We start from the raw sequence: 26,078 nt of genomic DNA, 5'->3' as shown, positions 1-26,078 counted from the left end.
CCACCTTGAAGAACCGCATGCGGCTTTGCGCCATCCGCTACCGCGGCTTGGCCAAGGCGGCAGGACAGATCCTCATCGCCGCCATGGCCTTCAACATGCGCCGCTGGGTGACGCTGGCGACCTAATACAGGGTCGCATTGCGCCCGAAATCCGCCGAACCCGTCAAACCCCAGCCAATCCGGCCTCAAACCCGAGCCGCAAGGCACCCCACATTGGCCTGACCCTCCCTCCTTGCCCCTATAACTTAATAACGCAACGGGCCCCTTGTGGGAGAAGGTGGCCGCGAAGAGGTCGGATGAGGGGTGTTCCAGCTTGGCGCCGACGGCACTCCGTCACCCACCCCTCAACCGTCTCGGCGCTGCGCGCCGATCCACCTTCTCCCACAAGGGGAGAAGGCGAGAAGCGCCGCACCTTCAACCGATTTGCATCCTCGCCGTCCGCAATCTCCGCTTGAAGCCGTTTGTGCAACGCGATACGCCGTTGCCGACTTCGACAAGGAGAGACCCGTGACCGCTGCAAAGACCAGAACCGAAACCGACACGTTCGGCCCGATCGAAGTCGCCGCCGACCGCTATTGGGGCGCGCAGGCGCAGCGTTCCCTTGGCAATTTCAAGATCGGCTGGGAAAAGCAGCCGGCATCGATCGTGCGCGCGCTGGGCATCGTCAAGCGGGCCGCGGCCGAAGCCAATATGGACCTTCAGCGGCTCGACCCGGCGATCGGCAAGACGATTGTCGAGGCGGCACAAGAGGTCATCGACGGCAAGCTCGACGACCATTTCCCGCTCGTGGTCTGGCAGACCGGCTCGGGCACGCAGTCCAACATGAACGCCAATGAGGTGATCTCCAACCGGGCGATCGAGATGCTGGGCGGCGTCATGGGCTCCAAGAAGCCGGTGCATCCCAACGACCACGTCAATATGAGCCAGTCGTCGAACGACACCTATCCGACGGCCATGCACATCGCCTGCGCCGAACGCATCGTGCACGACCTCTTGCCGGCGCTGAAGCACCTGCACAAGGCACTCGAGGCCAAGACCAAGGCCTTCGCGCACATCATCAAGATCGGCCGCACGCACACGCAGGATGCCACCCCCCTGACCCTCGGCCAGGAATTTTCGGGCTACGCCGCGCAGGTTGCCTCGTCGATCAAGCGCATCGAGCTGACATTGCCAGGCCTGCAGGAACTGGCGCAAGGCGGCACCGCCGTCGGCACCGGCCTCAACGCGCCGGTCGGCTTCGCCGAAAGGGTGGCGGATCGCATCGCCACCATCACCGGCATTGCCTTCGTCACCGCGCCGAACAAGTTCGAGGCGCTGGCGGCCCATGATTCCATGGTGTTTTCGCACGGCGCCATCAATGCGGCGGCCGCCGCGCTGTTCAAGATCGCCAACGACATCCGTTTCCTCGGTTCCGGCCCGCGTTCGGGCCTCGGCGAGCTGTCGCTGCCGGAAAACGAGCCGGGCTCGTCGATCATGCCGGGCAAGGTCAACCCGACCCAGTGCGAGGCGCTGACGCAGGTCTGCGTGCAGGTGTTCGGCAACAATGCGGCGCTCACCTTCGCCGGCAGCCAAGGCCATTTCGAGCTCAACGTCTACAACCCGCTGATGGCCTACAACTTCCTGCAGTCGGTGCAGTTGCTCTCCGACGCCTCGGTCTCCTTCACCGACAATTGCGTCGTCGGCATCGAGGCCCGCGAAGACAACATCAAGGCGGCACTCGACCGCTCGCTGATGCTGGTGACGGCGCTGGCGCCGACCATCGGCTACGACAATGCCGCCAAGATCGCCAAGACCGCGCACAAGAAGGGCACCACGCTGCGCGAGGAAGCGCTTGCCACCGGGCTGGTCAGCGAAGCCGATTACGACCGGCTGGTGCGGCCGGAGGACATGACGCATCCGGGGTAAACAATTCCAGGAAAAATGTCTTGCGGTTTTCCGTCCGGAATTGCGTCAACCAAAAGCCCGGTATTTGGCGACGGGAGAATTTACTCCCGTCACGACCTGACCTGAAGCGAATTTTTCGCAGGCCGCCCGATCACGGAAATGTAAGTACTGTGAACAATGTGTCGCCAACCTGGTGGCTTTGGTGAACAGTCGGCTTGCTCTATCTCACCGGTATCAACCCCTTCCGGAGAGCCACCATGTCCATCAACACTTCAGTCGCCGGTTCCGGCGCATCCAATGCCTCGACCACCATTCTCCTCGGCCGCGTCCTGCTTGCCGTCATCTTCCTGCTTTCAGGCTTCGGCAAGCTGACCGCCATCACCGGCACGGCCGGCTATTTCGGCAGCCTCGGCCTGCCCTTGCCGACCGTAACGGCCATTGTCGTCGGCCTGATCGAGCTTCTCGGCGGCCTCGCCATCCTCGTCGGCTTCAAGACCCGGATTGTCGCCTGGGTGCTGGCGATCTTCACGGTCGCTACCGGCTTGGTCGCCCACACCGGTTGGGCTGACCAGATGCAGATGATCCAGTTTCTCAAGAACCTCGCCATCGCTGGCGGCTTCCTCGTGCTGGCTTCCTCGGGCGCCGGTGCCTATTCGATCGACGCCAAGCGCGGCTGAGCCAAAAACTGGCAATAGCCGAACGAAAGAGCGGCGCGGAATTTTCCGCGCCGCTTTTTCGTTGTTGGTACATGCCCGCCGATCTGTCGGCCGGAGTTTTCTATAGGATCGGGGCATCGGACGAGGCCGGCCGGCGGCCGATAACGGAGGTGAACATGCCCCGCAACGCGCTGCTCCTGCTCTCCCGGCTGCTGCTCGCCGCCCTGTTCGTGCCCTCCGGTTTCCAAGCTTTGAGCGATATTGCCGGCACGACAGGCTATTTCGCCGGCCTCGGCCTGCCGCTGCCGACGCTTGCCGCCTGGGGCACGGGAGTATTCGAACTGATCGCCGGGCTGCTCATCCTGGTCGGTTTCCAGACCCGGATCGCAGCGCTGCTGCTCGCCGCCTTCTGCATTGCCGCCGGTTTCATCGGCCATTACGGCCAGGGCGGCGGCGACGCGATGCTCGCCTTCCTGCACCAGCAGATGCTGATGAAGGACATTACGATAGCAGGCGGGTTCGTTGCGCTGGCGATGGCCGGTGCGGGAGCGTGGTCGGTCGACGGGCGCGGTTTGGCCTGACGGACTGGGTTGGAAACGTCGACGGGACAGCACCCCCCTCTGTCCTGCCGGACATCTCCCCCGCAACGAGGGAGATCGGATGTCATCCAGGCTTTCGCCAATCTTCAATGTTGCAAGAAAAAAGCACCGACGACGAAGCAGCCAATCTCCCCCCTTGCGGGGGAGATGTCCGGCAGGACAGAGAGGGGTGTGAAGAAACTCGACCGAGCAGGTTCTAATCCGCTCTGCTCCGACTCTACTTCACCGACCCACTGGGCCCACCTTCGACGGCCAGCACCAGCCGGCGGTTGGTGATCCTGGCCAGTTGCGCCAGGCGCCCGGCCGGCCGCTCGCCATAGAGATCGGCCAGCGATGCCGGCAAGACCAGCGCCAGCACGCCGTTGGCGCGCTGTTCCCATTTCAGCCTGGGCATGATGCCGGGCATCGACGCCGTCAGCAGGTAGGCGACGCGCATCATCGCGGCGAGCACGCGCGCCCGCTCCAGATAACGCGGCGGCGCCAGCGCCTTGATCTCGGGGGCGATGGCTTCGTTGAAGATGCCGTCGTGACGATAGGCGTTGGCCATGGCCAGGAAAGCACGGCCGGGATGGTCGACGCCGAAGAAGGAGGCGTGCGCAATGATGTTGAGCGATTGCTTGCCGCGATATTCGGGATGCGCGCGCCAGCCGATGTCGGCCAGCAATGCGGCCGCGTGGCGGTAGCGCGCCTCGTCCTCGGTCTCGTCGATGCCGAAGGCAGCAAAGGTTTTGGCGGTCCAGTCGACGAGCTCATGCGCATGGGCGACGGAGCGTGAGCGCAGGCGGGCGAGTTCTTCCGAGGCCGAAATCAGCGGATCGGCCTTCTGCTCCGCCTCGTCGAGCAGCGAATAGAGAAAGCCTTCGCGTACACCCAGAGCCGAAACGATGATCTTCGACGGCTGCATCGCCGCCATGATCTCCTGCAGCACGACGGCGCCATAGGGCAGCAGCGAACGGCGGTTCTTGGAAACGCCTTCGATGCCCTTGACCTTCTCGATCTCGGCCTTGGCCACCTGCTTGAGGAAATTCGCCGCGCTTTCGGCCGAGATCTCGTAATGGTGCATGACACCAAGCGGATAGTTGGTCATTTCCATGTGCAGCCGGGCAAGATTTCGCCAGGTGCCGCCGACGGCGTAGAAGGGCCGGCCCTGCCCGCCTTTCAACAGCTTCGCCTTCGCCAGTTCGTCACGCGCGATCTTCGCCGCCTGAGCCAGCGAGTTCTTCGCCATGTCCTGCAGGCGCAGGCCGCCCAACGGCAGCGTGATGCCGTCACCGATCGCTTCGCCGCTGACGTCGACCAGTTCGAGGCTGCCGCCGCCCAGATCGCCGGCGATGCCATTGGCCGGGTGGAAGCCGGAAATGACGCCGAGCGCGGAATAATAGGCTTCCTGACGGCCGCTGATGACACGAATCTCGGTCTTCAGCACGTCCTCGGCGCGGTGAATGAAATCGGGACCGTTGATAGCCTCACGGGCGGCGGCGGTGGCCAGCACATACATATGCTCGGCGCCGGCCTGGTCGGAGAGCGCGCGAAAGCGGCGGAACTCCTCCATCGAGCGCGTCACCGCCTCGGGGTCGAGCTTGCCGGTCGACACGATGCCGCGGCCGAGACCGGCCAGCATCTTTTCGTTGAACAGCATGGTCGGCGAACGCGCCAGCCCCTCATAGACGACGAGACGGATCGAATTCGATCCGATGTCGATGATGGACAGCGGTCGGCGGTCCTGCAACCGGCCCTGGGAATCAGACAGCATCAGCCGGACGCTGCTGCGTTCTTCTTGCGGCGCTTGAACTGCGCAATGCGCTTGGGCGCATGCGACTTCAGCGCGTCACCCCGTCCCGACAGGCTCGGATTGGTCATGAAATATTCCTGCGCGTTGAACGGTTCCTCGCCCTCCTCCAGCACGACGCGCCGGGAGGTTCCATCAGCCAATACGTCGAAACTTTGCTGATTGTCCATGATGTTGCCCAGCATGATCTGGCCAAGGATCTGTTCGTGCACAGTTGGATTGGTGATCGGCACCATGGTTTCGACGCGGCGGTCGAGATTGCGCGGCATCAGATCGGCCGAGGAGATGTAGACGATCGCCTCGTCCGATGGCAGGCCATGACCGTTGCCGAAGCAATAGATGCGGCTGTGCTCGAGAAAACGGCCGACGATCGATTTTACGCGGATGTTTTCCGACAGGCCCGGAACCTGCGGCCTCAGGCAGCAGATGCCGCGCACGACCAGGTCGACCTCGACGCCGGCGCGGCTGGCATCGTAGAGCGCGTCGATAATGATCGGATCGACGAGCGCGTTCATCTTCATCCAGATGCGCGCCGGTTTCCCCTGCACCGCGTAGGCAATCTCGTCGGCAATGTGCTTCAGGATGCGGCTTCTCAGCGTGAACGGCGAGATCGCCAACCGCATTTCGTCCGTCGGCTCGGCATAGCCGGTGATGAAATTGAACAGCTGGGCGACATCGCGGGCGATCGTCGGATCGGTGGTGAAGAAGGACAGGTCGGTGTAGATGCGCGCCGTTACCGGATGGTAGTTGCCGGTGCCGAGGTGCACGTAGTTGCGCAGCTTGCCGTCCTCGCGCCGCACCACCAGCGACATTTTCGAATGGGTTTTCAGCTCGAGAAAGCCGAACACGACCTGCACGCCGGCGCGCTCCAGGTCGCGCGCCCAGCGAATGTTGGCTTCCTCGTCGAAGCGCGCCTTGAGCTCGACCAGTGCGGTGACCGACTTGCCGGCTTCGGCCGCGTCGACCAGCGCACGCACGATCGGGCTGTCGTTGGAGGTGCGGTAAAGCGTCTGCTTGATCGCCACCACTTCCGGATCGGCCATCGCCTGGCGCAGGAACTGCACCACGACGTCAAACGATTCGTAGGGGTGATGGACGACGATGTCCTTCTCGCGGATGGCCGCGAAACAATCGCCGCCATGCTCGCGGATGCGCTCGGGAAAACGCGGATTGTAGGGCGTGAATTTCAGGTCGTCGCGGGGAACGGCGACGATCTCGGAAATCTGGCTGAGCGCCAACGGACCGGTCAAGACGCTGATGCGGCTGGACGACACGCCAAGCTCGCCGGCGACGAAGTCGCGCAATTCATCAGGCATCAGCCTGTCGAATTCGATGCGGATCACCGAACCCCGCCGCCGCCGCTTCAGCGCCGTTTCGAACAGGCGAACCAAATCCTCGGACTCCTCCTCGACCTCGATATCGCTGTCGCGGATGATGCGGAACGTGCCGGAGCCCTTGACCTCATAGCCGGGGAAGAGCTTGCCGATGTAGAGGCCGACCGCCTCTTCCAGCGGGATGAAGCGGACGTGATGCTTGCGGTCCGGCAGACGGATGAAGCGCTTCAGCGCTACCGGCAGGCGCAGCAGCGCGCTCATCTCTTCGCCGTTCTTGCGATGGCGCAGTTGCAGCGCCATCGAGAAGCCGAGATTGGGAATGAACGGGAACGGATGCGCCGGGTCGATCGACAGCGGGGTCAGCACCGGGAACACCTGCCCCTGGAAATGGTCTTCCAGCCAGATTTTCTCGTCCTTGGTCAGCGCATCGCGGGTGATGCTCTCGATGCCTTCCTTGTTGAGCAGCACGGTGAGCGCCGAAAGGCTCTTCTGCTGGTCTTCCTGCAGCCGCTCGACCTCGCGCAGCAGCTGTTCGAGCTGCTGTTCGGGGGTGCGGCCGTCAGGGCTCTTCAGCGTGATGCCCTCGCGCACCTGGCCGGCGAGGCCGGCGACGCGCACCATGAAGAACTCGTCGAGATTGGCCGCCGAGATCGACAGGAAGCGGACGCGCTCCAGCAGCGGATGATTGAGGTTCAGCGATTCCTCGAGAACGCGCCGGTTGAACTGCAGCCAGGAAAACTCGCGGTTGACAAACCGGTCCGGATTGCCGCCCTCCGGGCGAGCCACCTCGACATCCACGAATTCGTTCTGCACCGGCTTCAGTTCGTTCATGATTCCCGCTCTTCCACACCGTCAGCCAGCTAAAGCGCCGCGCGTCATTCAGGACGCGCAAAGGACGCTCTACCACTCCAAGGCGACGCATGGTCCTTGCCGAAAACCGGTGTCGGTCTTCGGGGCCATGCGTTAACCGGCTTAACTTATCCTCTGACAGGCTTTTGCGACAGTTTGATTTCATCGAACTTGCAAAGAGGCCTGATATGATCCAGATGCAGACGAGACTGCGTTAAGGAGACGACGATGGCAGGCGGTTCCATTCCCCATTTTCAGAACGATGCGGGCTATCAGGCAATCGACATCGGCGTGAAGGAATTCATGTGCACGGGCGCCAATCCGCCTTTCGACCACCCGCATGTGTTTCTGGACATGGGCGACGACAACGAAAAAGTCTGTCCCTATTGCTCGACGCTCTACCGCCATTCGCCGAAGCTGAAGGCAACCGAAACGCTGCCGGCCGGCTGCATCTACATCGATCAGGCCGCCTGAGTCTTTCGCGACCAGCCCGATGACCGACACGCGCTCCCGGCAAATTGTCATCGCCGGGGCGGGTGTCGCCGGATTGACCGCAGCTCTTGCATTCGCCGAACGCGGCTACTCGGTACGGGTGTTCGAACAGGCGCAGCGCCTGGAAGCGGCAGGCGCCGGCATTCAGCTTTCTCCCAACGCGACACGCATCCTTCGCCAGCTTGGCGTACTCGACCGGCTGCTGCCGGCGGCGGTGCGGCCGGAAGCCGTGGTGTTGAAGGAGGCCGTGACCTTGCGCGAACTGGCGCGCGTGCCGCTGGGGCAAGCCGCCGAAAGCCGCTGGGGGGCACCCTATCTCGTCGCTCATCGGGCCGACCTGCAGAGCGCGCTGCTGGCGAGGGCCGACGAAATCGCCAACATCGAGATCGTCACCGGGGCGCGCATCAGCACCATTGCCGCCGACACCCATGGCATCACGGCGACGGCCGAGATGGCCGGCAAGACTGTCGAAGCCGAGGGCTTCCTGCTGGTCGGCGCCGATGGCGTCTGGTCGTCGGTACGCGGGCTTGCCTGCTCGAGCAAGGGAGCGGCCTTCGCAAGGAGCCATTTCTCCGGCGAACTGGCCTGGCGCGCCACCGTCGCTGTTGACAGCGCCGCCGGGCAAACCTTTGCAGCCATCGGCGCCAAGGACTGCGTCACCACCTTCCTGCATCCCGGCTTCCATATGGTCGCCTATCCCGTCAGCAAGGGTGCGGCCTTCAATCTCGCGGCCTTCACCAAGGGCGACCGCATTGCCGAGGGCTGGTCCGGCAACGCCGACGCCGGGATCCTGAGCAGCGCCCTGCGCGGCACCGCGGCAGAACTTGCCCGTCTGGTCGAGCAGGCCGGTCCGTGGACCGCATGGCCGATCCACACAGTCGACCCGCAACAGCCCTGGACAACACCGAACGGCATCGCGCTGATCGGCGACGCGGCGCATGCGATGACCCCATTCGCGGCGCAAGGTGCGGCCATGGCGATCGAGGATGCGGCGACGCTTGCCGACATCATCGCCGACTTCCCTGCCGACCCCCTGGCCGCGCTTGCCGGCTGGGAGCAGTCACGGCGGCCGCGTGTCGCGCAGGTCACCCGACGCGGCGCTGTCAACCGGCTGGCCTGGCATGCCTCGGGTCCAGTGGCGATTGCGCGCAATGTGTTCCTGAAGGTGCGCTCGTCGGAAAAACTCGCGGCGGATCTGGACTGGCTCTACGGCTGGCGGGCTCAGAAGATCATTCGACGCTGAGCGTACAAGCACAATCGGTTGGTGGGACAGCACCCCCCTCTGTCCTGCCGGACATCTCCCCCGCAAGGGGGGAGATCAGCCGTCACCACTGCTTTCGCCAATCACCAACGTCGCGAGGGGAAGTGAGGCGTTGCAACTGCCAATCTCCCCCCTTGCGGGGGAGATGTCCGGCAGGACAGAGGGGGGTGTGAAGGAACGCGACGCCAATTCGCGGAATACCCACGCTAATTGTACAAGCTCATCGACAGGCCGAGCGATACAGGCAGCGGGTTCCACCAGCCGGTGCGCAGGCCGGCGATGCGCAAGGCGGCCGCCGTCCAGGTGTTGCAGCCGACCAGTGCGTTGAAATGGCCATTGGCTTCGTAGAAGCCGTCGAACCTCGAATAGGCTGCGTCCGGAACGAGGAGCGGGCCTTCCGGTCCCCGCTGGAAACTCGCATCGATGAAATCGAGCAACGCCGTGAACCGATCCTCGGTGATGTCGAACCCCGCGATATCGGGGCGCGGTTCGACGATGTCACCGGCGACATCGACATGCATGACCGAGGCGTCGAGTGTCAGTGCCTTCATCACCGGGACCGCCTTCAGCTCGGACCATGTCGGCGTCTCCAGGTAGAAGGCGCGGCCGCCCCAGCCGAAGACGATGTAGCGGACCTCCGGCCTGTCGGCCGGTATGCCCGCGTCGACCAGGAAATGGAACCGCCGGCGCACGGCGTCATCGACCGGGATGGCGATATCGGTGTGGATCGGATTGTTCAGCACCAGGATGTGGCGCGTCGCCGCGGGCATGGCCGCGGCCGCCGGCCACAGCGGCCGCGGCACGAAGGTGCCCGTCGTCACGGCGAGTGCGACGACAACCAACAGAAGACCTAGAAAACGTCCCAGTCTTTTCATGAAAGGCGGCCCTGCAAACGCGCTCCGGCGCGACACGAACGCCCGCCTGTTATCCCACACGCAAAAGAGCCCGGCAGTGTTTCAGCCGGGCTCTTCGTGGCCGTCGAGGCCTAGTGCAGGATCTGCGACAGGAACAGCTTCGTGCGCTCGTGGCGCGGGTGGTCGAAGAACTCGGCCGGCGTGTTCTGCTCGACGATCTGGCCCTGGTCCATGAAGATCACCCGGTTGGCGACCTTGCGGGCGAAGCCCATCTCGTGGGTGACGCACAGCATGGTCATGCCTTCCTCGGCAAGACCAACCATCGTCTCCAGCACTTCCTTGATCATCTCCGGATCGAGCGCCGAGGTCGGCTCATCGAACAGCATGATGCGCGGGTTCATGCACAGCGAGCGGGCAATCGCCACACGCTGCTGCTGGCCGCCGGAAAGCTGGCCGGGATATTTGTTGGCCTGTTCCGGAATCTTGACGCGCTTGAGGAAATGCATGGCGATTTCCTCGGCCTGCTTCTTCGGCGTCTTGCGCACCCAGATCGGCGCCAGCGTGCAGTTCTCCAGGATGGTCAGATGCGGAAACAGGTTGAAGTGCTGGAACACCATGCCGACCTCGCGGCGCACCTCGTCGATCTTCTTGAGATCGTTGGTCAATTCCTTGCCGTCGACAATGATCTTGCCCTTCTGGTGCTCCTCCAGGCGATTGATGCAGCGGATCATCGTCGATTTGCCGGAGCCGGAGGGGCCGCAGATGACGATGCGCTCGCCGCGCATCACTTTCAGGTTGATGTCCTTCAGCACATGGAACTCGCCATACCATTTGTGCATGGCGATGATGTCGATGGCGACATCGGTGGTGGAAATCTGCATCTTGGCGGCGTTGACCTTGATCTCTTCGGCGCTGACGGCATTTTCGGTGGCCATGACAGGGGGTCCCCTTGTTCTTTTGTTTAACGTTTGTGGCCGGTGTCGAGCCGGCGTTCGGTGTACATTGAATAGCGCGACATGCCGAAGCAGAACAGCCAGAAGACGAAGGCCGCGAAGATCAGGCCGGACCTCGCCGTCTGCGCGGTTGCCCAGTTTGCATCGGAAAAATTCTGTTTGACGATGCCGAGCAGGTCGAACATCGAAATGATGATGACCAGACTGGTGTCCTTGAACATGCCGATGAAGGTGTTGACGATGCCCGGAATGACCAGTTTCAGCGCCTGCGGCATGACGATGAAATACATTTTCTGCCAATAGCCGAGACCGAGCGAATCGGCACCTTCATACTGGCCCTTGGGAATCGCCTGCAGGCCGCCGCGCACCACTTCGGCCATATAGGCGGCGGCAAACAGCGACACACCGATCAAAGCGCGCAGGAACTTGTCGAACGAGACACCCTCCGGCAGGAACAGCGGCAGCATGACGCTGGCAAAGAACAGCACGGTGATCAGCGGGATGCCGCGCACCGTCTCGATGAAGACGACGCACAGCGTCTTGATGATCGGCATCTTGGAACGGCGGCCGAGCGCCAGCACGATGCCGAGCGGCAGCGACACGGCAATGCCGACGAAAGACAGGCTGAGCGTTACCAAGAGCCCGCCCCACAGCGAGGTCTCGACATGCGGCAGGCCGAACATGCCGCCGACCAGCAGGACGAAGGAGACGACCGGCAGCACGAAGAACAGCAGAACCGCATTCAGCCCTTTGCGCGGCACTTTCGGGATAAGCATCGGCACCAGCAGTGCCACGAACAGTATGGCGACCAAAATCGGCCGCCAGCGCTCCTCGATGGGATAGCGTCCGACCATGAACTGGCCGAATTTGGCGTTGACGAAAGCCCAGCAGGCGCCGGTCCAGCCATCCGGCTGGATGCCGCCTTGCGCCACCGTGGCGCATACGGTCCGGTCCGGTCCGGTCCACACGGCGTTGATGAACGCCCAATTGATGATTTGCGGCAGGATCATCGCCACCAGGGCGATGCCGACGATGGTCAAAATGGTGTCGCCGGCAGAAGCGATCAGGTTCTTGCGCACCCATGCGCCGAGGCCGGTGACGCTGGCGGGCGCCGGCTGCGCCAGCACCATTTCGGTTCGCACCCAGGACATATCATGTTCTTGCATGTCCTTACCTCACCTCTCCACCAGCGCCATCTTGGCGTTGAACCAGTTCATCACAAGCGAGGTCAGGAGGCTGATGGCCAGATAGATCACCATCATGATCACCACGCCTTCGACGGCCTGGCCGGTCTGGTTTAGCACCGTCCCGGCGGTCGCCGTCAGGTCCGGATAGCCGATGGCGATAGCCAGCGACGAGTTCTTGGTCAGGTTGAGATACTGGCTGGTCAGCGGCGGAATGACGATGCGCATGGCCTGCGGCACGACGACCAGCCGCAGGATCGATCCGGACCGCAAGCCCAACGCACCGGCGGCTTCCGTCTGGCCCGCGCTGACACCCCTGATGCCGGCGCGCACGATCTCGGCGATGAAGGCGGCGGTATAGCAGGACAGCGCCAGATAAAGCGACAGGAACTCCGGCCGGACCTGAAAGCCGCCGGCCAGGTTGAAAGTCGACTGCTTCGGGTAGTCGAAGCTCAGGGGAAAGCCGCTCAGCGCATAGGCGAGCAGCGGAAGCCCGACGATCAGCGCGGTGGACGTCCAAAACACTGGAAATTGCTGGCCGGTCGCCATCTGCCGTTGCCGCGCCCTGCGCGCGACGAACCACGCCATGGCGATGCCGACGAGCAGGGCGACGAAGATCAGCCATGAGCCGTCGCCCCACACGGCGCGTGGAAAATAGAAACCGCGCTGGTTGAGGAAGGAGCCGAACGGCAAACCGATGCTGTCGCGTGGCGCCGGCAGCACGGCCAGCACGCCGGAATACCAGAAGAAGATGACCAGCAGCGGCGGGATGTTGCGGAAAACCTCGACATAGACCGTGCAGATCTTCCTGATCAGCCAGTTCTGCGAGAGCCGGCCGATGCCGATGACGAAGCCAATGATTGTCGCGGTGATGATGCCGACGATGGCGACGATCAAGGTATTGATGAGGCCGACCAGAATCGCGCGGCCATAGGTCGAATCCGATGAATAGGCGATCGCGCTCTCGCTGATGTCGAAGCCGGCGCGACCCTTGAGGAAGCCGAAGCCCGAAGCGATGCGCAGCCGCGTCAGGTTGTCGATGACGTTGTGGGCAATCCACCAGACGCCCGCCACCAGCAGCACGACGACCAGCACCTGGAAGAATATGCCCCGGATTTTCGGATCGTTGATGAAGGAACCGCGGCTGGGCTCCTCGCGAAGTACTTCCTGCGATGCCATTCGACCGTCCCTGGAAAGAGAAACCGGGAGGCAGGTGATCTGCCTCCCGGATCACATTTCGATCAGCGGATCGGCGGCGCGTATTGCAGGCCGCCCTTGGTCCACAGCGCGTTGATGCCGCGCGCGATCTTCAGCGGGCTGCCCGAGCCGACATTGCGCTCGAACATTTCGCCATAATTGCCGACGGCCTTGACGATGTTGACCACCCAGTCATTGGAGACGCCGAGATCGGTACCGATCTTGGTATCGGCTTCCTGGCCGAGCACGCGCTTGATCTCGGGGCTGGCCGAGTTCTTCATCTCATCGACATTGGCCTTGGTGATGCCGAGCTCTTCAGCCTGCAGCAGCGCGAAATAGGTCCACTTGACGATGTGGTACCACTGGTCGTCACCCTGGCGAACGGCCGGTCCGAGCGGCTCCTTGGAGATGATCTCGGGCAGCACGACATGGTCGGCCGGCGCTCCCAGCGTCAGGCGGATGCCATAGAGGCCCGACTGATCGGTGGTGTAGACGTCGCAGCGGCCGGCATCATAGGCGGCGTTGACCTCTTCCAGCTTTTCGAAGACGACGGGATTGTACTCCATCTTGTTGGCCTTGAAGTAGTCGGCGAGGTTCAGCTCGGTGGTGGTGCCGCTCTGCACGCAGACTGCGGCGCCCGAAAGCTGCAATGCCGAATTGACGCCCGGCAGCTTCTTGGCGTTGATCATGAAACCCTGGCCGTCATAGTAGGTGACGCCGATGAAATTCAGGCCAAGCGCCGTATCGCGGTTGATGGTCCAGGTGGTGTTGCGCGAGAGGATGTCGATCTCGCCCGACTGCAGCGCGGTGAACCGCTCCTTGGCGCTGAGCGGCGTGAACTTGACCTTGGAGCCGTCACCAAAGACGGCGGCCGCGACAGCGCGGCAGAAATCCGCATCGATGCCTTGCCAGTCACCCTTGTCGTCCGGCGCCGAAAAGCCGGCCAGGCCGGTGGAGACGCCGCACTGGATGAAGCCCTTCGCCTTGACGGTGTCGAGCGTGGCCGCCGACGCGGCGGACGCCATCAATCCAAGCGTGGCGGCGCCTAGAATGCCGATAGCAATATGTTTCATGACCCACAGACCCTTTTCTCTGTTTTTCAGGAGTAAATCCTGATTTTTTTCTCCCGTGTGAACGCGGCTCCCATCCCGGCCCATCCCGGAACCCCGCATCGTAACCGACGCGCCGCCTCCCGTTCACAAATGTCATCGAAGGCGATAATTCCTGTGAGGTCAAGGGAAATGACCGAAACCCAAAGAGTTTGAAAACCGATTGCCGCAAATGCCCGATTTACAGACAAACACGCCCGCGATTTAGCCAGCAGGGCTAATAAAGGCGGCAAATCTCATGCAACGCCAACGCGGGGCCAATACGGGCCGCGGCAGCGAAATCCATCCCGGGCAATACCTCGTCGTTGTTGACCTCCGGTGCGACGAACTACCAGGTCCCAAGATTGTCATCTGACAATTTACTGACGGCTGCATACCAATACAGACCGCCGACGAAAGACTGTTCTCAAAAGGCTTGAAAGACGATCCAGATCCCGATGGCGGCCATCAACGCGCCTGAAACGCGCGGAATCAGCTGCCCGGTCGGCACCGTCTTCTCCAGCAGAACAAGGATGGCGATGCCGGCGATCCACAGCACGTTCATGACGCCACCGACGAACAACAGAGCCATCAGCGCCCAGCAACACCCCAGGCAATAAGCGCCGTGATCCATGCCGAGCCGAAGCGCGCCGAGCGGAGCGGAACGGAATCCGCCATGGCTGGCCAGGAACGCGATCGGTGCCTGACATTGGCGCAGGCAGACGCCCTTCATCGGCGTCCATTGGTAGAGACCGGCGGCGATCAGGACGAGGCCGCCGAGGATCGCGCTGACGGTCGCCATCGAGGGATCGAGCAAGGCTAGACGGGCGAGAAGCCATTGCGCACCGGTCGCCAGGAGGCTGAAGGCGACCCAGACGGCGAGATAGCCGGCAAAAAACCATCCCGTCGAAGCGATGGGCCGGCCATCCGCCCGCGCCTTGCGGCCGACACCGGCATAGAGTAGCAGCATCGGCGCGACCGAAGGCGTCATCATGCCAACCATCATCACCGCCCACATCGTGAAGGTGAAGGCGAAATCGCCCAATGCCCAGGGCCGGAAGCCGGGCGCCATGGCGGCGCCCATATCCATGCCGCCCATATCCATGCCGGCCATGTCGCCGCCTCCGCCGTCCGGCAAAGGGGAGCCGGGCATGACCATGGTGGCGGCGAGCCACAGCACATAGGCCCAGGCGAGCACGGCGATCACGACGAGCGCGGCCGTCACGACCGCGCGATCGCGCCTCAGCACCGCCTCGAGGGCCGTATCGCCCATTGGATCAGGTCAATGCACGATGCCGCTCTGCGTGAGATGCAGATTGGCGAAATGGCTGTGCGTATCGGCCAGCTCGAACTTGATCGGGCCCGTCGCCTTGGTCCAGCCGCGCCCGACCTCGGCGATCGCGTATTCGAAGCCGTGCGGCAAGTCGATGCGCGCCTGGTGCGCGGCGCCGGTGACCGGATTCCGGATCGGCTCGCCGCGACCGTCGGTTATACCCTCGACATGCAGCCGACTGGTTCGCGCGTCGACGTCGATCTTGAATTCGATCGGCGCAAAGATCGGGTCGTGGAATTTCTCCAGCGTGGTCGAAAAGACCTGAAATATCGTTGCACCTGGCTCGGTGTCCAGACCGCCCAATATGCGAAGCAGCGCGCCACGTTGGGCTTCCGTCGCCCTCTCGTCGATGACCACCGCGGCTTCACCCCCGCCCTGGTGTATGGCGCCGGGCCAGCTGAAAATCCCGACGAACCGCAACCCGTCGAGCTTGGTGTCGCCGTGATGGCCGCTCTCGATTTCCATGCCGGCGACCGCCTGGCAGAATCCGTATGTCGGCATGGCGTTGAACTGGCACGGGCAGCCATAGGCGCAGTTGCAGTTGATGAATTCGCTCGCCTTCATGGCCCATTTGACGTCCGGCATGGCATTCCTCCCTTGCCGCGCTCACGCTTCGTGAGCGCGATCCGGATCGTGGAGGACCAGAAGTCAACCGGCAGCAACCATCCGGCAGCATCTGATCGAAGCAATCCGGCGATTAACATTAGCCGACGATCATATACCATTCACCGCCGCCCACAATAGACCGATCGGCTGGGACAAGGGCTCCGAACGCAGGTCAACAAAAGACCTGACGACAACAGGTCGGCGGCGGCGGCAGCAGCTTTTTGTGCCGGTAGCTTTTGTGCCTGTCGCTTTTCTTGATAGGAATTTTGACTCCCTGCCCTCAGCTATGGTACATATTCGTCCATGGTGCTGATTTGCGCCGATAGCCCGCCGCACAGGCGGGTTTTTCGTTTAATACTCCGTCCCCGCATCGCTGTTTTTGCCGCGACGAATTGGCATATTCGAAGTCCGCCTCCTGGCGGGCGGTGGCTGTTGCACGGTCCATAGCGCCGCACTATGGCTAGCGGCTTATCAAACAAGGCGACGCAGATGGCGAAAGACGGCAGCGAGCACGGCGGGATGGGCATCAACACGCGGCTTGCCCATTCGGGCAACAATCCGCACGACTATTTCGGCTTCGTCAATCCGCCGGTGGTGCATGCTTCGACCGTGCTTTTCCGCGACGCGGCTTCGATGGCGGCGCGAACCCAGAAATACACTTACGGCACGCGCGGCACACCGACGACCGATGCGCTTGCCCATGCCATAGACGCGCTGGAAGGCTCGGCAGGCACGATCCTGGTGCCGTCGGGCCTTGCGGCGGTGACGGTGCCGCTGCTCGCCTTCGTCTCGGCCGGCGACCATCTGCTGATCGTCGATACCGTCTATCATCCAACCCGCAATTTCGCCGACACGATGCTGAAGCGGCTGGGCGTCGAGGTCGAGTATTACGCCCCCGATGTCGGCGCCGGCATCGCGGCGTTGATCAAGCCCAACACCAAGGTGGTGTTCACGGAATCGCCGGCCTCCAACACGTTCGAGGTGCAGGACATCCCGGCCATCGTCAAGGCGGCGCACGCCGCGGGCGCCATCGTCATGATGGACAACACCTGGGCGACGCCACTCTATTTCCGCCCGCTCGACCACGGTGTCGACATATCTATCCATGCCGCGACCAAATACCCGGCCGGCCATTCCGACGTGCTGCTTGGCACGGTGTCGGCCAATGAGAGTTGCTGGACGCACCTCTACGAAAGCTTCTGCACGCTTGGCTGTTGCGCCGGGCCCGACGACGTCTACCAGGTGCTGCGTGGCCTGCGCAGCATGGGCGTGCGCCTCGAACACCATCAGCGCAGTACGCTTGCCATCGCCTCCTGGCTCGAGGGCCAGAAGGGCGTGGCGCGCGTGCTCCACCCGGCCCTGCCCAGCCATCCGGATCACGCTCTGTGGAAGCGCGACTTTTCCGGCTCGAGCGGCATCTTTTCCATCGTTCTTGCCGGTGGCGGCCAGAAGCAGCAGCACGCCTTCCTCGACGCGCTGCGGATCTTCGGCCTCGGTTATTCCTGGGGCGGCTATGAGAGCCTTGCCGTACCGGTCTGGCTCGGCGACCGCGTCGTTGCAAAAGCCCCCTATGAGGGTCCGTTGATCCGCCTGCAGATCGGCCTCGAGGATGTCGACGACCTGAAGGCCGATATTTCGCGCGGCCTGACCGCCGCAGCAGCGGCCTAAAGCGTGTCGCGCCTGAAGATTTTCAGGCGACCCGCTTCAGGTTTTGTTTTTGTGCATGTCGTTCTCCCAAAACCGAGGTCACTTTTGGGCGACATGCACTAGCGGAATTCTATTCCCTAAAATTGCGATTTCGCGGATCAGTTTGGCTTTCAAATTCAACGATGCCGCATCATTGCGGTGCAATCAGCACATTTTCGACGTCCCCTGGAATACCGGCAGAGTTTTCGACCCCATGGCTTTCCGCCTTTTTGTTCCCATTCTTGCCGGCGCGACGCTGCGTGAGCGTCTCGTAGCCTGTATCGGCGCAACGATCGGCATTGCACTCACCGGCGTGATCGCCAGCCTTGTGCTCGGCAACGGCCCGCATGTGCCGCTGCTGGTGGCGCCGATGGGGGCGTCGGCGGTGCTCCTGTTCGCCGTGCCCGCCAGTCCGCTGGCACAGCCATGGTCAATCATCGGCGGCAACACGATATCGGCGCTGGTCGGCGTGATCGTGGCGCATTTCATCCACGAAACCGCCCTTGCCAGCGGCATCGCGGTGGCACTGGCCATCGCCGCCATGTCGTTCACGCGCTGCCTGCATCCGCCGGGCGGAGCGGCCGCGCTGACCGCGGTGCTGGGAGGGCCTGCCGTCATCAGCGCCGGCTTCCTGTTTCCATTCGTGCCGGTGGCGCTGAACTCGATCCTGCTGGTGGCGCTCGGCTACGGCTTCCACAGGCTGGCCCGGCGCAATTATCCGCATGTACCGGTTGCAGCGCCGGCGAACAGCCACGGCACCGGCGATCCGCCGGCGCAGCTGCGCGTGGGCTTCCGGTCCGAAGACATCGATGCCGCGCTTGGCGCACTCGACGAGACGTTCGATATCGATCGCAACGATCTCGACCGGCTGCTGCGGCAGGTCGAATTGCAGGCGATGGTGCGCGCGCACAAGACGCTTCTGTGCGAGGACATCATGTCGCGCGATGTGATCTCGGTCGATACTCACACCTCCACCGAGGCAGCGCGCCAATTGCTGCTTGACCACAACATCCGGACCCTGCCGGTCGTCAATGCGGAAGCCAGGCTGGCAGGCACCGTGGGGTTGCGCGAACTCACCCAGGCCTCCGGGACAGTCGGATCCGTCATATCACCCGCGGCAACAGCCGCCGCAGGTTTTGCCGCCATGGGTCTGCTGCCGGTGCTCACCGACGGCCGCAGCCATGCGGTCATCATCGTCGACGACGACAAACGGATTCTCGGGCTGATCACCCAGACCGATCTGTTGGCGGCCACGGCGCGCCTGCAGGCTGCCTGACAAGCCTTCACTCGCGCGGTAGGGTACCGCCGCCAGGCCCCGCGAAAAGTCTTCGGGAACCTTTTGCCGGCGACAGCGTCCAATCTCTCAATCGAGGTCCGGTCCGGAGATTGGGTTGAGGAAACTGGCCATGCCTGCTGTCTTGACGGCCGTGCCTTCCGCTGTGCCAGGCGAGATGCAGCTTGTGCGCCGCGCCTTGGCGCGCGACGGCGATGCCTTCCGCACCATCATCAAGACACACAATCAGCGGCTCTACCGGATCGCGCGCGGCGTCGTGCGCAATGACAGCGAGGCCGAGGACATCGTGCAGGAGGCCTACGTCAAGGCTTTCGCCCATCTCGATGCGTTTCGCGGCGACTCCTCGCTCGCCACATGGCTGTCGCGCATCGTCATCAACGAGGCGCTTGGCCGCCTGCGCAACAGGCGCAGAACGGTGGCACTGCCGGAAAATCCGCAAGCCGAGATCATCCGGTTCCCTCTCAACCCCAGCGACGATCCGGAACGGACGATGGCGCAAAGGCAGATCCTCCAACTGGTCGAACAGGCCACCGACAGCCTTCCCGACGTCTACCGGACGGTGTTCGTGGCGCGGGTGATCGAGGGGCTGAGCATCGAGGAGACCGCCGATCTCCTCGGCGTGCGGCCGCAAACCGTCAAGACGAGGCTGCACCGCGCGCGCGCCCTCGTGCGCAAGGCGCTGGACGACCAGATCGGACCGGTGCTGCTCGATGCCTTCCCCTTCGCGGGCCGGCGTTGCGAACGACTGACCAGCGCCGTGATGCGGCGGCTCGGGCTGGAAAGCTGACCCTCACCGGATTTCAGTTCATTTCAGCGGGAACGTTTGCCGCTGACCAGCATCCAATGAACGTCAACCGAAAAACACAGTCCGGCGCGATTTCAGCGTCCGGACGAAGGAGATGCCATGTCTATCCGACACACTGCCGCGCTCGCCGCCCTGTTGCTGCTTGGCACTGCCCCATTCGCACAAGCCGCCGACAAGCCAACCGATCCGCAGATCGCCCACATCGCCTACACGGCCGGGGTCATCGACGTCGAAGCGGCCAAGCTGGCGATCGAGAAATCGAAGAACAAGGAGGTTGTCGATTTCGCCAAGGACATGGTCCGGGATCACGAGGCTGTAAATGTTCAGGCGCTCGACCTGGTGAAGAAGCTCAAGGTCACGCCGGAAGACAACGCCACCAGCCAGGCGCTGACCAAAGCTGCGGCGGAGGAGCGGGCCAAGCTTGCCAAACTCGACGGCGCTGCCTTCGACAAGGCCTATGTCGACAATGAGGTCGCCTACCACAAGCAGGTCAACGGCGCGCTCGAAACCCTTTTGATCCCGTCGGCGCAGAATGCCGAACTGAAGAGCCTGCTGGAAACCGGCCTGAAGATTTTCCAGGGCCATGAGCAGCACGCCGAGCACGTCGCCGGCATGCTCAAGTAAGGGCCCGGAGCATGCCGAAACGCCATCTGTGGATTGCGTTGGCGCTGGCCGTCGGTACCGTTCCGGCGCGAGCAGAAACCATCCAGGTCATCATCGACAGGCTGGTGTTCTCGCCAGCCACCGTCGAGGCCAAGGTCGGCGACACGATCGAGTGGGTGAACAAGGATGTGTTCGCCCACACGGCCACCGTGAAAGGCGGCTGGGAAGTGATGATCCCGCCGAAGAAATCCGCAAGCCTGACATTGAAGGCCGCGGGACCGGTCGACTATTTCTGCCGCTTTCACCCCAACATGAAAGGCCGTCTCGACGTGACGCCATGATGGTTTGGAACCGGCGGCGAAGCGATCGCTTTGCCGCCGGTTGTTCCAAGCGTCAGTCCCGGATCGCTCAGCCCTGTGCAAGCAGCCACTCGATCATCTGCGCTGCCTGGGCGGGCGGGCGGTCCGGCGCCAGGATAGAGAGGCTGAGGCCGGTCGGAACGCGCTGCGGGAACGGCGCCACGAGCGAACCGGCGGCGATAGCGCGCGCGACCAGAGCCTCATGCCCCATCAGAACGCCGGCGCCGTCGACGGCCGCCTGCAGCGCCATGCTGTAGAGCGAGAATTCGGAACCGGACTCGATCGACGGACCTTTCAGCCCGGCAGCCTCGAACCACAGGCTCCAGTCGCCGGTCCAGGTCGTGTCCCAAAGCAGAAGCTGCGATGACAGATCAGCCGGCGTTTTCAGCTGCCTGGCGAGCGCCGGCGCGCAGACCGGAAAGATCACGTCGTCGCAGAGCTTGAACGCGCGGCTGCCCCCTGGTGCGTGCCTGGTCAAGAAGATTGCGAGGTCAAAGGGTTCACGCCTGAAATCCGGCGGCTCCTCCAGCGCATGGATGGACGGGCGAAGGGCGGGAAGCGCAGCGCGAAGCGCCGGCAGACACGGAGCCAGCCACAGCTGGGCAATCGACGGCAGCGCGGCAATGCTCACCTGCGGCCTTGGCGCCCAGATGCGCAGTTCCTGGACGGCAAGGCCCATGGAGTCGAACGCCGTGGAGAAGGCCGGCAGCGCCGCGCGCCCAGCCTCGGTCAGATGCAGCCCCTGGGCATGGCGCACGAACAGCGACGAGCCCAGCCACGCCTCCAGCGCCTTGACCTGATACGATACGGCCGCCGGGGTAACGCCAAGTTCATCGGCGGCCTTGGCAAAGCTCTCCTGGCGAGCGGCAGCTTCAAAGGCGCGCAAGGTGTTGAGAGGCGGCATTCGAGGTCGCGGCGGATTTACGGCCATCGTCCGACGTTTCCGGATGGCGGCGGCGGCCGGTGACCGGCGGCCGACGCGGTGTTTCTACTTGAGGGCGACCGGGGTCAGCTTGCCGTCGACCTTCTGCCACTCAAATACGACGAACCCGGGCTGCTTGATATCCCCCTTGTCGTCATAGGAGATCGAACCGAGCACCGTCGAGATACCGGCGCCGGAATGAAGATAATCGGAAACGGCCTTTGGATCGTCGGCCTTGGCTTTGGCGATAGCCTCGGCAAGAATCTGCGTTGCCGCGTAGGCGTAGAGGGTCACTGCTTCGGTGGGCACGTTTTTGGCCCTCAGATCGGCGACGGCATCCTTGGCTTCTGCAAACGTTGCCGGGTCGGGGAACGACGTCATCAGGGTTCCAACAGCACCATCACCGCCGATGGCGCCGAATTCGCTGTTGGAGATGCCGTCACCGCCCATCAGGATCGCGGTGACGCCCTGATCGTGCATCTGGCGCACAATCAGTCCAGCCTCCGTGTGCTGACCGCCATAGTAGACGAGGTCGGCGCCCGATTGCTTGATCCTTGTGACGAGAGGGCTGTAGTCCTTCTCGCCCGGGTTGACCTCCTCATGGAGAACCTCCTTGCCGCCGCCGGCGTTATAGGCCTTGGCCATTTCGTCGGCGAGGCCTTTGCCCGCCGTCGACTTGTCGTCGACAATCGCTATCTTCTTGTCCTTGAAACGGTCGAGAACGAATTTGGCGGCGATGGAGCCTTGCTGATCATCGCGCCCGCACGCCCTAAAGGCATTCCACAGGCCGCGCTCCGTCACCATCGGGTTGGTGGCAGTCGGCGTCACGAACAGAACGCCATTCTCGGCATAGACCTCGGAAGCGGGAATGGTGACGCCGGAATTATAGTGCCCGACAACGTAGTGAACGCCATCAGCGACGAATTTGTTGGCGACCGAAACGCCCTGCTTCGGGTCGGAGACATCGTCACCGATCGACACGGCAAGCTTTTGTCCAAGAACGCCGCCATTGGCGTTGATGCGTTCAACGGCGATCTCGACACCGACGCGGTACTGTTCTCCATAGGCGGCGTTCGGCCCCGACATCGGGCCGGCGACGCCGAACACAATATCAGCCCTGGCCGCACCAACAGCCGCAGTCATAAGGGCAGCAGTCATCATCTGCACGATCATGCGCATTTTATTCCCCTGTTTTTTTAGAGAAAGGCGGGCTTTTCCCGCCGCTTCAGGCGTCAGTTCACAAAGTGAAGCTTGTTGAACCGGCGCCGGAATGCCGTGACATCTGCCGCGACTTGTTCGCTGGCGTCATTGCCGCGCAGTCCTCTGGCGATGAGAGCCGCGAGTGCCGGCATGTCGTCTTCGGTCATGCCCCAGCGGACGATCTCGGGCGTACCCAGGCGCAACCCGTTCATGTCGCCGTCGACAGCGTCTATGGGCAAGCCGATGCCGCAGGTCAGGATGTTGGCCAGCCGCAATTTCCTTGCCGCCGCCTGGCCGCCGCCAAACTCGGCTGCCTCGAGGGCGAACTGATGCGATGTCGTGTAGCCCTTGCCGGTCGAAAAAACCGGCAGGCCGCGATCGGCAAGGCTTTCGGCCAACGCCTTTGCGGTCCGCGCCATCGTCGCGGCGTAGGCCTTGCCGTGGTCTTTCCAGTCTAGAAGTGTGATCGCCAAGGCAGCCGACTTGGCGGCATCGAAGTTGGCGGTCATGCCTGGAAATGCGATCCTGTCGAGCTTTTCGGCAACGACCGCATCGTTGGTGACGATCAGCCCGGACGCCGGACCGCCGAGACTTTTGTAGGTGCTCATCGTCATCAGATGAGCCCCTTCCTGCAAGGGCTGTTGCCACGCGTCTCCGGCAATCATGCCGCACAGATGGGCCGCATCGAAGAGAACAAGCGCACCGACCTCGTCGGCGATCTCCCGTATCTCACGAATGGGATGGGGCAGCAGGTTGAGGCTGCTGCCGATCGTTATCATCTTCGGCCTTATTGATCTGGCCAGGTCGCGCAATTTGCCGACGTCAACGGTGTAGCTGTCGGCATCGACTGGAGCGGTGTGGATATCGAGCCCGTAGAGCCCGGCGCAGCCGGCCATATGATGGGTTACATGGCCTCCGATCGCCGGCGACGGGACAATGACGCTGTCGCCCGGCCTGGCTGCAACCATGAACGCATAGAGATTGGCGATCGCGCCGGAAGGTACCCGGATCTCGGCATAGCTGGCGCCGAAAACGTCGGCCGCCAGCTCGGCCGCGATCACCTCGATCTGCTCGACACCCTCCAATCCCATCTCATATTTGTCGCCGGGGTAGCCAAGCGACGGGCGCGACCCCAGGCCGGAAGCGAGTGCGGCTTCGGCCTTCGGGTTCATCACATTGGTCGCCGGGTTGAGGTTGATGCAGTCGGCCTCGTGGATCGAACGGTTCAGCTCGATGCCCCTGTTGACTGCCGCCATGACGGCATCGGTCTTCTGAGTGCTCGTCTTCTGCGCCAACTGCTGGGCAAACTCGTCGCAATGCGATGGAACCCAGGGCCTGCGAGCGAGAGCGACCATCGATGCCTCCTTTGCCAACCGGCGGACAATACGGCTGTGAATGGAGCCTAAGGTGGAGCCGTCGGTCGGCATGGCGCAAGCGAGTAGTTCTAGCGCCTAGGCTTAGAAAAACTAGGTCTACTCTCCCCGCCCTATTTTGAGGGTCGCTTCCATCCAGACATCGAAGGCCATGTGCCGGCGACGACAGCGCCTTGGTCCTGTTCCGCAAGCCGGTCCTGCTCCAGCGACGCTCGCCTGGCTTCATCCGGCCGGGTGATGTGCGTCCACGAGTCGTCATAGCCCGGCTCGCGGCGTGCGATCCAGGCATCCAGCCCTTCGCGCAGATCAGCGGTCGGGGCCATGCGGGCGAACTGCTCGGCCTCGACAGCCAAGCCTTCGGCGATGCTCTGGTTGAGGCCGCGCGTCACTGCCGTGAGGATGCTGGCGATCGCCAGATCGGAGTGCCGCAGGATGCGCCTGGCCAGGCCGATCGCGGCCGGCATCAACTCGGCATGCGGCACAACCTCGTTGACGAGACCCAGCTCAAGCGCCCGCGGCGGCGCAAACCAGTCGCCGGTCAACAGCAGTTCGAGCGCCCGCTTGCGCCCGGCGAGCCTGGGCAGGCGTTGGGTTCCGCCAAAGGTCGGCGGCATTGCAAGGCTGATTTCCGGCTTGGCGAACAAAGCGCGGTCGCTGGCGATGGCCAGCGGCACCGCCTCGGTGATTTCGCAACCGCCACCAAAGGCAATGCCGTTGACGGCAGCGATGACGGGTTTGCGAAACGCTTCCAGCCTCGCCGTCAGCCGTTGCCCGCGCATGACGAAGTCCCGCATCGCGACATCGACGCCGACCGCCACGCTGGCCGAGAACTCATGAATGTCGCCGCCGGCCGAAAACGCCCGCTCCCCTGCTCCGGTCAGAATGATTGCGCGGACGCTGTCATCGACTTCAATGTCGTCGAGGATCGCAAGCAGGCGATCGATCAGGGCATAGTTCAGCGCGTTGAGCTTCTCCGGCCGGTTGAGGGTGAGGATGGCAATCCCATCCCGGGTTTCGCTAAGGACAAGATCGGTCATTGGCTCTTCCTTCTTCATCATGCTGATGACCGGAAGACTATGCCTCTTTCCGCTTGTGTATATTCACTAGTCGGTATACCTAAGCTCATGCCTGACACGCAAAGTCCTACCCGCAAACGCATTGTCGATGCCGCGACCAGGCTCTTCTATGCCGAAGGAATCGGTCGCGTCAGCGTCGATGCCGTCGCAGAGGAAGCGGGTCTCACCAAGCGCACGCTCTACTACCATTTCAAGAGCAAGGACGACCTCATCGCCGCCTATCTCGATGGCCGCGACCAACCCAATCTGAAGCGGATGGCTGGCTGGTTCGATGCTGCCGAAGGCGGCGCGGATCGCAAGGTCGAGGCGATCTTCACCAATCTGGCGAGGTCCGCTCGTCACCCGAAATGGAAAGGATGCGGCTTCCTGCGCACGGCCGCCGAACTCGCCTCGATGCCCGGACATCCGGCGGTCAAGGTCGGCGCGCGGCACAAGCTGAATTTCGAAACATGGCTGGCCGGCGCCTTGTCGGACCATGGCGTCGGCGAGCCGCCCGCCTTGGCACGCGAGATCGTGCTTTTGATTGACGGCTGCTTTTCGATCATGCTGATCCACCGCAACCCCGATTACATCGAGGCCGCCGGCCGCGCCGCGGTGACGCTGGTGCGGGCGCGAATTTCAGGCAGCCCGGTTTAAAGCGCGACGCGCTTTAAGCCTTTGGTTTTATGCATATCGTTGCCCC

Annotated in this window: 24 protein-coding genes and 1 pseudogene; 12 read left to right on the top strand and 13 right to left on the bottom strand. The window is 63.0% G+C overall.

Features of this window, described 5'->3' with window-relative positions; all coding sequences use genetic code 11:
* The 4 genes and pseudogenes from NKH97_RS20425 to NKH97_RS20410 form a co-directional block, all read left to right on the top strand.
* A pseudogene (locus NKH97_RS20425) lies at positions 1–125 on the top strand (IS5/IS1182 family transposase); the annotation flags it as partial.
* A 381-nt stretch (positions 126–506) separates the two neighbouring features.
* Positions 507–1,904: a class II fumarate hydratase gene (gene fumC / locus NKH97_RS20420; protein ID WP_352798632.1), complete on the top strand. Its 1,398-nt coding sequence runs from the start codon at positions 507–509 to the stop codon at positions 1,902–1,904.
* 236 nt (positions 1,905–2,140) lie between these two features.
* On the top strand, positions 2,141–2,560 hold the full coding sequence (locus tag NKH97_RS20415; RefSeq protein WP_127289105.1) for a DoxX family protein: 420 nt from the start codon (positions 2,141–2,143) through the stop codon (positions 2,558–2,560).
* Positions 2,561–2,715: 155 nt separating this feature from the next.
* On the top strand, positions 2,716–3,120 hold the full coding sequence (locus NKH97_RS20410; RefSeq protein WP_352676940.1) for a DoxX family protein: 405 nt from the start codon (positions 2,716–2,718) through the stop codon (positions 3,118–3,120).
* A 235-nt stretch (positions 3,121–3,355) separates the two neighbouring features.
* Here NKH97_RS20410 and ppx read toward each other — a convergent pair whose 3' ends face one another.
* On the bottom strand, positions 3,356–4,891 hold the full coding sequence (gene ppx / locus NKH97_RS20405) for an exopolyphosphatase (protein ID WP_352798630.1): 1,536 nt from the start codon (positions 4,889–4,891) through the stop codon (positions 3,356–3,358).
* A complete protein-coding gene (locus NKH97_RS20400; RefSeq protein ID WP_128305382.1) occupies positions 4,891–7,092 on the bottom strand; it encodes an RNA degradosome polyphosphate kinase in 2,202 nt (733 codons plus the stop codon). Before NKH97_RS20400 ends, ppx begins: the two co-directional genes overlap by 1 nt.
* A gap of 246 nt (positions 7,093–7,338) precedes the next feature.
* On the opposite strand from NKH97_RS20400, the gene NKH97_RS20395 reads away from it, so the two are divergent.
* Together NKH97_RS20395 and NKH97_RS20390 are read left to right on the top strand one after the other, a co-directional pair.
* Positions 7,339–7,584, top strand: coding sequence for a zinc-finger domain-containing protein (locus tag NKH97_RS20395; protein ID WP_352798627.1), 246 nt, complete (start codon positions 7,339–7,341; stop codon positions 7,582–7,584).
* 19 nt (positions 7,585–7,603) lie between these two features.
* Positions 7,604–8,845, top strand: coding sequence for an FAD-dependent monooxygenase (locus NKH97_RS20390; RefSeq protein ID WP_352798625.1), 1,242 nt, complete (start codon positions 7,604–7,606; stop codon positions 8,843–8,845).
* A gap of 224 nt (positions 8,846–9,069) precedes the next feature.
* Here NKH97_RS20390 and NKH97_RS20385 read toward each other — a convergent pair whose 3' ends face one another.
* The 7 genes from NKH97_RS20385 to NKH97_RS20355 all read right to left on the bottom strand — a co-directional run bounded on the left by NKH97_RS20385 (position 9,070) and on the right by NKH97_RS20355 (position 16,057).
* A complete protein-coding gene (locus NKH97_RS20385) occupies positions 9,070–9,738 on the bottom strand; it encodes a TIGR02117 family protein (RefSeq protein WP_352798623.1) in 669 nt (222 codons plus the stop codon).
* Positions 9,739–9,848: 110 nt separating this feature from the next.
* Complete coding sequence (locus NKH97_RS20380) at positions 9,849–10,598, bottom strand: amino acid ABC transporter ATP-binding protein (protein ID WP_031213892.1); 750 nt, start codon at positions 10,596–10,598, stop codon at positions 9,849–9,851.
* An 80-nt stretch (positions 10,599–10,678) separates the two neighbouring features.
* Positions 10,679–11,836, bottom strand: coding sequence for an amino acid ABC transporter permease (locus tag NKH97_RS20375; RefSeq protein WP_127289116.1), 1,158 nt, complete (start codon positions 11,834–11,836; stop codon positions 10,679–10,681).
* Between the two features lie 9 nt (positions 11,837–11,845).
* Entirely contained in the window at positions 11,846–13,033 is a 1,188-nt protein-coding gene (locus NKH97_RS20370; RefSeq protein WP_352798619.1) for an amino acid ABC transporter permease, read from the bottom strand.
* A 62-nt stretch (positions 13,034–13,095) separates the two neighbouring features.
* Complete coding sequence (locus NKH97_RS20365; protein WP_023814120.1) at positions 13,096–14,124, bottom strand: amino acid ABC transporter substrate-binding protein; 1,029 nt, start codon at positions 14,122–14,124, stop codon at positions 13,096–13,098.
* Positions 14,125–14,566: 442 nt separating this feature from the next.
* Positions 14,567–15,412 carry a DUF2182 domain-containing protein gene (locus NKH97_RS20360; protein ID WP_352798617.1) on the bottom strand — a complete coding sequence of 282 codons (846 nt, stop codon included), beginning with the start codon at positions 15,410–15,412 and terminating at the stop codon, positions 14,567–14,569.
* 9 nt (positions 15,413–15,421) lie between these two features.
* Positions 15,422–16,057 (bottom strand): DUF1326 domain-containing protein, encoded by a 636-nt coding sequence (locus NKH97_RS20355; protein WP_352442917.1) that lies wholly within the window; start codon positions 16,055–16,057, stop codon positions 15,422–15,424.
* A 510-nt stretch (positions 16,058–16,567) separates the two neighbouring features.
* Between NKH97_RS20355 and NKH97_RS20350 the strand changes: the two genes are divergently transcribed.
* The 5 genes from NKH97_RS20350 to NKH97_RS20330 all read left to right on the top strand — a co-directional run bounded on the left by NKH97_RS20350 (position 16,568) and on the right by NKH97_RS20330 (position 20,807).
* The gene (locus tag NKH97_RS20350) at positions 16,568–17,746 is read left to right on the top strand and encodes a cystathionine beta-lyase (protein ID WP_023814116.1); all 1,179 of its coding nucleotides are present in this window, start codon (positions 16,568–16,570) and stop codon (positions 17,744–17,746) included.
* 232 nt (positions 17,747–17,978) lie between these two features.
* Positions 17,979–19,040 (top strand): HPP family protein, encoded by a 1,062-nt coding sequence (locus NKH97_RS20345; RefSeq protein WP_023814115.1) that lies wholly within the window; start codon positions 17,979–17,981, stop codon positions 19,038–19,040.
* A 130-nt stretch (positions 19,041–19,170) separates the two neighbouring features.
* A complete protein-coding gene (locus NKH97_RS20340) occupies positions 19,171–19,845 on the top strand; it encodes an RNA polymerase sigma factor (RefSeq protein WP_023814114.1) in 675 nt (224 codons plus the stop codon).
* A gap of 117 nt (positions 19,846–19,962) precedes the next feature.
* Entirely contained in the window at positions 19,963–20,487 is a 525-nt protein-coding gene (locus tag NKH97_RS20335; RefSeq protein ID WP_023814113.1) for a DUF4142 domain-containing protein, read from the top strand.
* Between the two features lie 11 nt (positions 20,488–20,498).
* Complete coding sequence (locus NKH97_RS20330; protein ID WP_023814112.1) at positions 20,499–20,807, top strand: cupredoxin domain-containing protein; 309 nt, start codon at positions 20,499–20,501, stop codon at positions 20,805–20,807.
* 67 nt (positions 20,808–20,874) lie between these two features.
* On the opposite strand, the gene NKH97_RS20325 is transcribed toward NKH97_RS20330, so the two are convergent.
* The 4 genes from NKH97_RS20325 to NKH97_RS20310 form a co-directional block, all read right to left on the bottom strand.
* The gene (locus NKH97_RS20325) at positions 20,875–21,729 is read right to left on the bottom strand and encodes a LysR substrate-binding domain-containing protein (RefSeq protein WP_023814111.1); all 855 of its coding nucleotides are present in this window, start codon (positions 21,727–21,729) and stop codon (positions 20,875–20,877) included.
* A gap of 84 nt (positions 21,730–21,813) precedes the next feature.
* The gene (locus tag NKH97_RS20320) at positions 21,814–22,920 is read right to left on the bottom strand and encodes a branched-chain amino acid ABC transporter substrate-binding protein (protein ID WP_352676950.1); all 1,107 of its coding nucleotides are present in this window, start codon (positions 22,918–22,920) and stop codon (positions 21,814–21,816) included.
* Positions 22,921–22,979: 59 nt separating this feature from the next.
* Complete coding sequence (glyA, locus tag NKH97_RS20315) at positions 22,980–24,302, bottom strand: serine hydroxymethyltransferase (protein ID WP_031213889.1); 1,323 nt, start codon at positions 24,300–24,302, stop codon at positions 22,980–22,982.
* Positions 24,303–24,433: 131 nt separating this feature from the next.
* Positions 24,434–25,357 carry a crotonase/enoyl-CoA hydratase family protein gene (locus tag NKH97_RS20310; protein ID WP_352442205.1) on the bottom strand — a complete coding sequence of 308 codons (924 nt, stop codon included), beginning with the start codon at positions 25,355–25,357 and terminating at the stop codon, positions 24,434–24,436.
* A gap of 87 nt (positions 25,358–25,444) precedes the next feature.
* Between NKH97_RS20310 and NKH97_RS20305 the strand changes: the two genes are divergently transcribed.
* Positions 25,445–26,032, top strand: a complete 588-nt coding sequence (locus NKH97_RS20305; protein WP_352798612.1) for a TetR/AcrR family transcriptional regulator — start codon at positions 25,445–25,447, stop codon at positions 26,030–26,032.
* The last annotated feature ends 46 nt before the right edge of the window (positions 26,033–26,078 follow it).

This window comes from Mesorhizobium sp. M0870 (assembly GCF_040319775.1).
GTDB lineage: Bacteria > Pseudomonadota > Alphaproteobacteria > Rhizobiales > Rhizobiaceae > Mesorhizobium.
Note: the sequence above shows the minus strand (reverse complement) of the source record. Positions and strands in the feature narration are given on the sequence as shown.

Coding starts and splice junctions, on each gene's coding strand:
- NKH97_RS20375 (WP_127289116.1), bottom strand. CDS start 11,836: ATGCAAGAACATGATATGTCCTGGGTGCGAACCGAAATGGTGCTGGCG.
- NKH97_RS20365 (WP_023814120.1), bottom strand. CDS start 14,124: ATGAAACATATTGCTATCGGCATTCTAGGCGCCGCCACGCTTGGATTG.
- NKH97_RS20350 (WP_023814116.1), top strand. CDS start 16,568: ATGGCGAAAGACGGCAGCGAGCACGGCGGGATGGGCATCAACACGCGG.
- NKH97_RS20380 (WP_031213892.1), bottom strand. CDS start 10,598: ATGCAGATTTCCACCACCGATGTCGCCATCGACATCATCGCCATGCAC.
- NKH97_RS20415 (WP_127289105.1), top strand. CDS start 2,141: ATGTCCATCAACACTTCAGTCGCCGGTTCCGGCGCATCCAATGCCTCG.
- NKH97_RS20390 (WP_352798625.1), top strand. CDS start 7,604: ATGACCGACACGCGCTCCCGGCAAATTGTCATCGCCGGGGCGGGTGTC.
- NKH97_RS20355 (WP_352442917.1), bottom strand. CDS start 16,057: ATGCCGGACGTCAAATGGGCCATGAAGGCGAGCGAATTCATCAACTGC.
- NKH97_RS20385 (WP_352798623.1), bottom strand. CDS start 9,738: ATGAAAAGACTGGGACGTTTTCTAGGTCTTCTGTTGGTTGTCGTCGCA.
- NKH97_RS20400 (WP_128305382.1), bottom strand. CDS start 7,092: ATGAACGAACTGAAGCCGGTGCAGAACGAATTCGTGGATGTCGAGGTG.
- NKH97_RS20310 (WP_352442205.1), bottom strand. CDS start 25,357: ATGACCGATCTTGTCCTTAGCGAAACCCGGGATGGGATTGCCATCCTC.
- NKH97_RS20370 (WP_352798619.1), bottom strand. CDS start 13,033: ATGGCATCGCAGGAAGTACTTCGCGAGGAGCCCAGCCGCGGTTCCTTC.
- NKH97_RS20340 (WP_023814114.1), top strand. CDS start 19,171: ATGCCTGCTGTCTTGACGGCCGTGCCTTCCGCTGTGCCAGGCGAGATG.
- NKH97_RS20345 (WP_023814115.1), top strand. CDS start 17,979: ATGGCTTTCCGCCTTTTTGTTCCCATTCTTGCCGGCGCGACGCTGCGT.
- NKH97_RS20320 (WP_352676950.1), bottom strand. CDS start 22,920: ATGATCGTGCAGATGATGACTGCTGCCCTTATGACTGCGGCTGTTGGT.
- NKH97_RS20395 (WP_352798627.1), top strand. CDS start 7,339: ATGGCAGGCGGTTCCATTCCCCATTTTCAGAACGATGCGGGCTATCAG.
- NKH97_RS20360 (WP_352798617.1), bottom strand. CDS start 15,412: ATGGGCGATACGGCCCTCGAGGCGGTGCTGAGGCGCGATCGCGCGGTC.
- NKH97_RS20325 (WP_023814111.1), bottom strand. CDS start 21,729: ATGCCGCCTCTCAACACCTTGCGCGCCTTTGAAGCTGCCGCTCGCCAG.
- NKH97_RS20410 (WP_352676940.1), top strand. CDS start 2,716: ATGCCCCGCAACGCGCTGCTCCTGCTCTCCCGGCTGCTGCTCGCCGCC.
- NKH97_RS20305 (WP_352798612.1), top strand. CDS start 25,445: ATGCCTGACACGCAAAGTCCTACCCGCAAACGCATTGTCGATGCCGCG.
- glyA (WP_031213889.1), bottom strand. CDS start 24,302: ATGGTCGCTCTCGCTCGCAGGCCCTGGGTTCCATCGCATTGCGACGAG.
- NKH97_RS20335 (WP_023814113.1), top strand. CDS start 19,963: ATGTCTATCCGACACACTGCCGCGCTCGCCGCCCTGTTGCTGCTTGGC.
- ppx (WP_352798630.1), bottom strand. CDS start 4,891: ATGCTGTCTGATTCCCAGGGCCGGTTGCAGGACCGCCGACCGCTGTCC.
- NKH97_RS20330 (WP_023814112.1), top strand. CDS start 20,499: ATGCCGAAACGCCATCTGTGGATTGCGTTGGCGCTGGCCGTCGGTACC.